This window comes from Bradyrhizobium cytisi, from assembly GCF_008123515.1.
Lineage (GTDB): Bacteria > Pseudomonadota > Alphaproteobacteria > Rhizobiales > Xanthobacteraceae > Bradyrhizobium > Bradyrhizobium cytisi.
In genome coordinates this window covers 1-1,486 of sequence record NZ_VSSR01000116.1, presented here as the reverse complement: position 1 = coordinate 1,486, position 1,486 = coordinate 1, and the positions used below count along the sequence as shown (strand labels likewise).

The 1,486-nt window shown below is 62.7% G+C and carries 2 protein-coding genes; one reads left to right on the top strand and one right to left on the bottom strand.

Annotated elements, in window-relative coordinates; genetic code table 11:
* Positions 1-43 precede the first annotated feature (43 nt).
* Positions 44-292 (bottom strand): LexA family protein, encoded by a 249-nt coding sequence (locus FXB38_RS40765; RefSeq protein WP_430640218.1) that lies wholly within the window; start codon positions 290-292, stop codon positions 44-46.
* A gap of 52 nt (positions 293-344) precedes the next feature.
* Between FXB38_RS40765 and FXB38_RS40760 the strand changes: the two genes are divergently transcribed.
* Entirely contained in the window at positions 345-1,466 is a 1,122-nt protein-coding gene (locus tag FXB38_RS40760; protein ID WP_148756524.1) for an IS630 family transposase, read from the top strand.
* Positions 1,467-1,486: the final 20 nt, after the last annotated feature.

The following is a 1,486-nucleotide window of genomic DNA, read 5'->3' as shown; positions in this document are numbered from 1 at the left end:
CTAGTGGCTCTGCACAGTGATTTTGACAGGTTGCGTCCGGCGATCAGATTAGCTCCGGCAGGAGTTTCGGATCAACGAGTACCTCGATGCTGCGAGGAGTTCTTGGCTGCCTGCTGATGAGGCCGGCTCGTTCCAGCGTCAGCACCATCTGATGAACCGAAGGCGGGCTGACGCGGAAATATTCCTGCATGTCGGTTTCGGCCGGAGGTGTGCGGTGGAGCCGCGTGTAGAGGTGGATAAAGGTCAAATATTGCCCCTGCGTGGGCGTGAAGGGTTTTGCCGAAGGACTCACGCCGGCCATCCGATTCAGTTGTTTGTGCGTGCCTCGAACACGGAGGCACGCCATGAATGTACGCTATCGGGTCGATCTCAGCCAAATCGAGCGCACGGAACTCAGGGCACTGCTCAGCGGCGGCAAGCATGCGTCGCGCAAGCTCAAGCGAGCCCAGATCTTGCTGGCCGCCGATGCCGGTGCCGGCGACGAGGAGATCGCAAGGAGCGTCGGCGTGGGCGGCTCGACCGTGTACCGGATCAAGCGCCGCTTCGTGGAAGGCAATCTGGAACGGGCGCTGAGCGACGAGCCGCGTCCCGGGGCGGAACGCAAACTCACGGTCAAGGAAGAAGCCCTGCTGGTAGCGACGGCCTGCGCCAGTCCCCCGGAAGGCCGCGCCCGCTGGACGCTCGAGCTGCTGGCAGGCGCGCTGGTCAAGCTGACCGAACACAGGAGCCTGTCGCACGAGACCGTTCGGCGGCGCCTGGCCGAAAATGGCCTCAAGCCCTGGCGCAAGGACATGTGGTGCATTCCGCAGGTCGACGGCGAATACGTCGCCCGCATGGAGGACGTCCTCGACCTCTACGCCGAGGCGCCTGACCCCAAGCGGCCGGTGGTGTGCTTCGACGAAAGCCCGGTGCAGCTCATCGGCGAGGCGCGTCAGCCCATCCCGGCCAGGTCGGGTCAGCTCGAACGTTACGATTACGAGTATCGTCGCAATGGCACGGTCAATCTCTTCGTCCTCGTCGACGTGCATCGTCCCTGGCGCAAGGTCAAAGTCACCGAACGGCGAGCGGCGGAAGACTATGCCCGATGCATGCACGACCTCGTCGACATCCATTATCCCGATGCCGAGATCATCCGGGTCGTTCAGGACAATCTATCGACCCACTCCGCAGGCGCCCTGTATCAGACCTTCCCGCCCGCCGAAGCCAGGCGGATTTTGCGACGGCTTGAGTTCCACTACACCCCCAAGCACGCAAGCTGGCTCAACATGGTTGAGATCGAGATCGGCGTCCTGCGCGGCCAGTGCCTGGATCGCAGGATCGACGATTCCAAGCGACTGCGCCGCGAGATCGCCGCTTGGGAACGGAAGCGAAATGCCGCCCGCTCCCGCATCAAATGGATGTTCACAACAGACAAGGCCCGCGCCAAAATGGGCCGCGCATATCCCGCTACTTCCAAAGAGTCATAATCACTGTGCCGAGCCACTAG